The sequence below is a fragment of the Candidatus Eisenbacteria bacterium genome (genome assembly GCA_016867495.1).
GTDB lineage: Bacteria > Eisenbacteria > RBG-16-71-46 > CAIMUX01 > VGJL01 > VGJL01.
Genome location: VGJL01000174.1, coordinates 1 through 5,360 on the forward strand (window position 1 = coordinate 1; position 5,360 = coordinate 5,360).

The window sequence follows — 5,360 nt, forward strand, 5'->3', positions numbered from 1 at the left end:
TCGCGAACCGGCCGGCGGCGTGGCTCTTCCCGAGGGCCTCTTCAAGAGACCGGACGCCGTCCTCTTCCATCGCGACCGGCGCGAGCGGCTCTCGGAAGGGGACGTTCAGGTGCACGGGACCCTTGGGGCATCCGACGGCGACCGCGCAGGCGTGCGCCGCGATCGCCGCGATCCTCCGCAGGAGCGTGAGGTCGGCCTCGGGAAGAGGCAGGTCCTGGAAGAAGAGGGCGTGGCGCCCGTAGAGATGGACCTGATCGATCGTCTGAGGCGAACCCGACTGGCGCAGCTCGGGCGGGCGGTCCGCGGTCAGCAGCACGAGGGGAACCGCGGAGAGCGAAGCCTCGATCAGGGCGGGGAAGAAGTTCGCCGCCGCGGTCCCCGAGGTGCAGAGGACTGCCGCGGGCGAGCCCGTCGCCTTCGCGTTCCCCAGGGCATAGAAGGCGGCCGATCTCTCGTCGAGGTGCATCTCGACCCGCATGGCGGGATTCCTGTCTGCGGCGATGACGAGAGGAGCCGAGCGCGAGCCGGGGCAGGCGCTCATGCGCCGCACGCCGGAGGCGACCAGGGCATCGATCAGCACCCCCGCCGCGAGCAGGTTGAGATTCTCGGTCATGGCTGCGCCTCCGTGAAGAGACGGAGAAGGGAAGCGGCTTTCATCCGCGCCTCCTCCCATTCGCTGTCGGGATCCGAGCCTTCGACGATCCCCGCGCCGGCGATCAGTGTAAGCTTCGAGCCGCTCAGCATGGCAGAGCGAATTCCGACAGCGAAGCGGCTCTCCCGGAGATCGATCCATCCGATCGGACCTGCGTACCAGCCCCGAGGCCTTCCCTCCAAGTCCCGAATCATGCGACGCGATCTCTCCCGAGGAAGGCCGCAGACCGCGGGCGTCGGGTGGAGGGCGCCGATCAGCCTCCCCAGCGAGACTCCTTCCCTCATGCGCCCCGTGACGAGTGACGACAGATGGCGAAGGCCCGGAAGATCCAGGATCCGCGGTTCCTCCTCGGCCTCCAAGCGGTCCGCGAGGGGACGCAGCTCCTCGAGGATCCCTTCGCGCACGATCGCCTGCTCCCGCCTCTCCTTCGCGCTCTCGAGCAGGGACGCGGCGAGCCGGGCGTCCATCCCCGGGTCGGTCGATCGCGGCGCCGTGCCCGCGATGCAGTCGCACGAGAAGTCGAGACCGGCCTGCCTCAGCAGGCCCTCCGGCGTCGCCCCGAGGAAGGCCGAATCACGATCGAACCGGAAGAGGAAACCCGTATGACGGCTCGAGACGGCGCGAATCGCCCGCAGCAGGTTCAGGAAGGGGATCTCGCGCTGCGACACGATGACGAGATCGCGCGACAGGACCACCTTCCGCAGGGTGCCTTCCTCGATCTCCGCGAGGATGCTCCGGACTGCGCGACTCCATCTCTCCCGCTCCGCGGGCGGATCGATGGCCGGCCGCGGATCGATGGCCGGCCGCAGATCGATGGCGGAGAAGCGGGCCTTCTCGATCCACCGCTCGATGAGCCGGCGGATCGATTCTCGCGAGCCTCCGGCTCCTCCGAGGATCCCCGCCCCGGCGGTTTCCGTCACGGCGACCGAGGCCCGGTCCTCGCCGCGCCGAATCCGGATGAGAATCTCGGGGAGCACGAACCGCGCGGGCGCGCCCGACCGCCACGCCGGATGGGGCGGGGCCGTGGGATCGAAGGCGATCCCGCCGAAGTAGCGCAGAGGAGGATCCAGATCCCCGGGCGACTCCAACGAGGCGAGGCGTCCCCGGCAAAGGTCGGGTAGCGCGAGGGCCGTCGCGGCGTCCTCGGCGATGAGCTCATCGGCTGCGCCGATGCCGAGCCACGACTCGATCCCCCCGCTCGCCGGCTCCGACCACCGGACGATCGGAAGCCCCTCGCACCCCGCGGCGATGCGGTCCAGCTCCTCAATTGAAAGGCCGAGCGTGTGCGTCGCGAGCGACCGGCGCATCGGAGAGTAGCCTCCGTGACCCGGGAGACCCCGCCGCTTAGCTCCGCCCCGCCATGGTCGCGTTCACGGCGCGGGGCTTCGGGAGCCGGTCGGGTCCCGTTCACGCCTCGAACCTACCTGGGCGGCGAGGCCGCGCCAAGCGAGTGTCTCGGATGAGCCCCGGAGCGGTCCGAGCGCAGGGAGGGGCGGGACGAGATCGTCAGGCTGTCCCCCGTCCCGTCCGTCTCCGCTCCACAAGATGTATACTCCCACCGCGAGAGGGGGATGCCCGCTATGCGATTCGCTTTCCGCCGCCACGGTCCGCTGTCCTGCGTGGTCCTGCTCGTGCTCGTCCTTGCAACCGCCATCGGCTGCGCCACTGTCCCGATCACCGGCCGCAAGAGCCTCAACATCATCCCCGAGAGCCAGGAGATGGCCCTCGGCCTCGACAGCTACAAGGAGATCCTGTCGAAGTCGGAGGTCGTATCGTCAGGGCCCGAGGTCGAGATGGTGCGGCGAGCGGGGCAGCGCATCGCCGCCGTCTCGCACAAGCCGGGCTACGCTTGGGAGTTCAATCTCATCAAGGACGACATGGTCAACGCGTTCTGCCTTCCGGGAGGGAAGGTAGCCGTCTACACGGGGATACTGCCCGTCGCGCAGAGCGAGGCCGGGCTCGCGACCGTGATGGCCCACGAGATCGCCCACGCGATCGCGAGGCATGGCGGGGAGAGGATGACCGATCAGCTCGCTTTCCAGATAGGCGGGATGGGGCTGGAGGCCCTGCTCAAGGACAAGAGCCCGGCCACGCGGAATGTCGTGCTCGCCGCCTACGGCGTCGGCGGCACGGTCGGCGTCCTCCTTCCCTTCAGCAGGTCTCAGGAGAGCGAGGCGGATCACATCGGGCTCGTCTACATGGCCAAGGCCGGCTACGACCCCAGGGAAGCGATCGGTTTTTGGCAGCGGATGGCCAAGCAGGCGGAGGGAAAGGCGCCGCCCGAGTGGCTCAGCACGCACCCGAGCGGAGGGACGCGCGTGGAGCAGCTTCAGAAGTGGATGCCCGAGGCGCTCGGCTACTACCGTCCCGCGCCCTGAGATGGGAGCGGCGCGCGATCGGCGGGTGGATCCGGCTGGGCCGTCTGGGTGCTTTTCCCCTCCCGCCGGCGGGAGGATCGCATAAACAGCTTGCGGATCCCCGGTCGCCGTGGAAACCTGTCACGGACGCGTTGGCCGCGCTGACAGGGGGAATCCCGGTGATGCTCAGTGCCAGACCGCTGCGTGGGGAATGAGGGTATGGACGCCTTGCGGAGCCAGGGATGGCAGGCCTTCCACGACGTGGTCGAGCGCCATCGCGACTTCCTTCTGACTTCCCACGTCTTCCCCGAGGGCGACTCGATCGGTTCGGAGATCGCCCTGGGCCTCTACCTCAAGGATCGAGGAAAGCGGGTCCGCATCCTGAACCCGAGCGCGGCGAGGGACTGCTACTCCTACCTTCTCAACCTCTATCCCGTTCACGATCTGGGGCGTAACGGCTCCTCGCCGATTCCCCTCGAGGCCCAGGTCGTCGTCGCGGTGGACGTCGGGACCTGGGACTACATGGGTCCCCTCGCGGAGCTGCTGCGCAACAGCCGCCTGCCCATCGTCGCCATCGATCATCACCATCCCGGCCCCAACTTCAGCGACCTCGGCATCGTCGATCCATCCGCCTCGAGCACGGGGGAGATGATCTACCAGTATCTCTGCTGGGCAGGCGCCACGATCACGCCCGAGATCGCTCAGGCCCTGTACACGAGCGTCATGTTCGACACCTGGGGGCTGCGTCTTCCTCAGACCGCCAACAGCACCGTCCTCGTCGCCGCCGAGCTGCTCCGGCACGGGGCCGATCACGCCGTCGTCTCGCGCTCGATCTTCCAGAACGAGAGCTACCAGCGGCTGCATCTCTACCAGCGGGCGCTGCACGGGCTCCACCAGGAGAGGGGCGGGAGGATCGCCTGGCTCTCGATCCCCAACGAGGTCTTCGTCGACACGGGGACCGACATCCACGACGGCGACGGGATCCTCGACTCCCTGCTGCCGATCGCGGAGATCGAGGTCTGCGTTCTCTTCCGCGAGGTCGCGGGACTCGGGTGCCGCGTCACCTTCCGCTCGAAGGGGCAGCACGACGTCGGCGCCATCGCGCGGCAGTTGGGTGGCGGCGGACGCATCACGGCCGCCGGGGTCTTCCTGCCGATCTCTCTCGACGAGGCTCAGGATATCGTCCTCAGAATCATCAGGGACCTCTACACGGAGACCGTGGCCGCGTGCGTCCCGATCTCCCGGACCGGCTCACTCCGCATCTGACCGATTGTGATAGGATGGAGCGACCATCCGCCGGACGGCAGCCGTCCGAGCCCAGCGATCGCGCATGTGACGGAGGAAGCAGGGATGAAGCCATCTCCTCGCGCGGGCGTTCCCGCGCCGAAGCCGAGGCGTCGCTCCGGGCCCGTTGTCTACCTGACCAAACAGGTGGAGTTCAGCGCGAGCCACCGTCTGTTCAATCCCGACTTCTCCTGGGAGAAGAACTGCGAGGTCTTCGGCATCTGCAACAATCCGAACGGCCACGGGCACAACTACGTCCTCGACGTCACGCTTGCGGGCCGGCCCGATCCGCAGACGGGGATGATCATCGACCTGAAGCAGCTCAAGGAGATTCTCGACGCGCTCCTGATCGCTCATGTCGACCACAAGAACCTCAACCTGGACGTCGACTTTCTCCAGGACTGCGTGCCGACGGTCGAGAATCTGGTGATCCGCTTCTGGGAGAGGCTCGATGGGCGGATTCCGGGATGCGTCCTGCACGAGCTCTCCCTCTACGAGTCCAGGACGAACTTCGTCAGGTATCAAGGCGCTGAGAGGAAGAGTGGAAGATGATGGAGGATCTGATCCGTTCGCTGCTGCTGGAGCTGGGCGAGGATCCAAGCCGGCAAGGGCTGCAGAAGACGCCCAGGAGGGTCGCGGAGTCCCTCCGGTTCCTGACCGCGGGACACGACCACGACGTGCGCCAGATCCTGACGGGCGCGATCTTCGACGAGCCGTACGACGAGATGGTGATCGTCAAGGAGATCGACTTCTACAGCCTCTGCGAGCATCATCTCCTTCCGTTCTACGGGCGCGCCCACATCGCCTATCTTCCCGACGGCAAGATCATCGGTCTCTCGAAGCTCCCGAGGATCGTGGACGCCTATTCGCGGAGGCTCCAGATCCAGGAGCGTCTCACGCAGCAGATCGCCCAGTGCATCGACGAGGCCATCCGTCCCCTCGGAGTGGGAGTGGTCGTGGAGGCCTTCCACCTCTGCATCGCGATGCGCGGCGTCCAGAAGCAGAACGCCTTCGCCACGACCAGCACGATGCTGGGCGTCTTCAGGGACGATCGTGCGGCCCGGAGC

The 5,360-nt window shown here is 67.4% G+C and carries 6 protein-coding genes; 4 read left to right on the top strand and 2 right to left on the bottom strand.

The window, feature by feature from the left end:
• Both menD and FJY88_11575 read right to left on the bottom strand, forming a co-directional pair.
• Positions 1–613: 2-succinyl-5-enolpyruvyl-6-hydroxy-3-cyclohexene-1-carboxylic-acid synthase (gene menD / locus FJY88_11570; GenBank protein ID MBM3287970.1), on the bottom strand; the 613-nt coding region annotated here is incomplete at its 3' end.
• On the bottom strand, positions 610–1,959 hold the full coding sequence (locus FJY88_11575) for an isochorismate synthase (GenBank protein ID MBM3287971.1): 1,350 nt from the start codon (positions 1,957–1,959) through the stop codon (positions 610–612). The genes menD and FJY88_11575, both read right to left, overlap by 4 nt.
• A gap of 273 nt (positions 1,960–2,232) precedes the next feature.
• On the opposite strand from FJY88_11575, the gene FJY88_11580 reads away from it, so the two are divergent.
• From FJY88_11580 to folE, 4 genes are all read left to right on the top strand, one after another.
• Entirely contained in the window at positions 2,233–3,030 is a 798-nt protein-coding gene (locus FJY88_11580) for a M48 family metallopeptidase (GenBank protein ID MBM3287972.1), read from the top strand.
• Positions 3,031–3,228: 198 nt separating this feature from the next.
• On the top strand, positions 3,229–4,275 hold the full coding sequence (locus tag FJY88_11585; GenBank protein MBM3287973.1) for a bifunctional oligoribonuclease/PAP phosphatase NrnA: 1,047 nt from the start codon (positions 3,229–3,231) through the stop codon (positions 4,273–4,275).
• 84 nt (positions 4,276–4,359) lie between these two features.
• Positions 4,360–4,845 (top strand): 6-carboxytetrahydropterin synthase, encoded by a 486-nt coding sequence (locus tag FJY88_11590; protein ID MBM3287974.1) that lies wholly within the window; start codon positions 4,360–4,362, stop codon positions 4,843–4,845.
• A partial coding sequence (folE, locus tag FJY88_11595) for a GTP cyclohydrolase I FolE (protein MBM3287975.1) occupies positions 4,845–5,360 on the top strand: 516 nt, incomplete at its 3' end. The genes FJY88_11590 and folE, both read left to right, overlap by 1 nt.

Excerpts from the sequence above, each read along its gene's own strand:
- FJY88_11575 (MBM3287971.1), bottom strand. The coding sequence starts at position 1,959 with ATGCGCCGGTCGCTCGCGACGCACACGCTCGGCCTTTCAATTGAGGAG.
- FJY88_11580 (MBM3287972.1), top strand. The coding sequence starts at position 2,233 with ATGCGATTCGCTTTCCGCCGCCACGGTCCGCTGTCCTGCGTGGTCCTG.
- FJY88_11585 (MBM3287973.1), top strand. The coding sequence starts at position 3,229 with ATGGACGCCTTGCGGAGCCAGGGATGGCAGGCCTTCCACGACGTGGTC.
- FJY88_11590 (MBM3287974.1), top strand. The coding sequence starts at position 4,360 with ATGAAGCCATCTCCTCGCGCGGGCGTTCCCGCGCCGAAGCCGAGGCGT.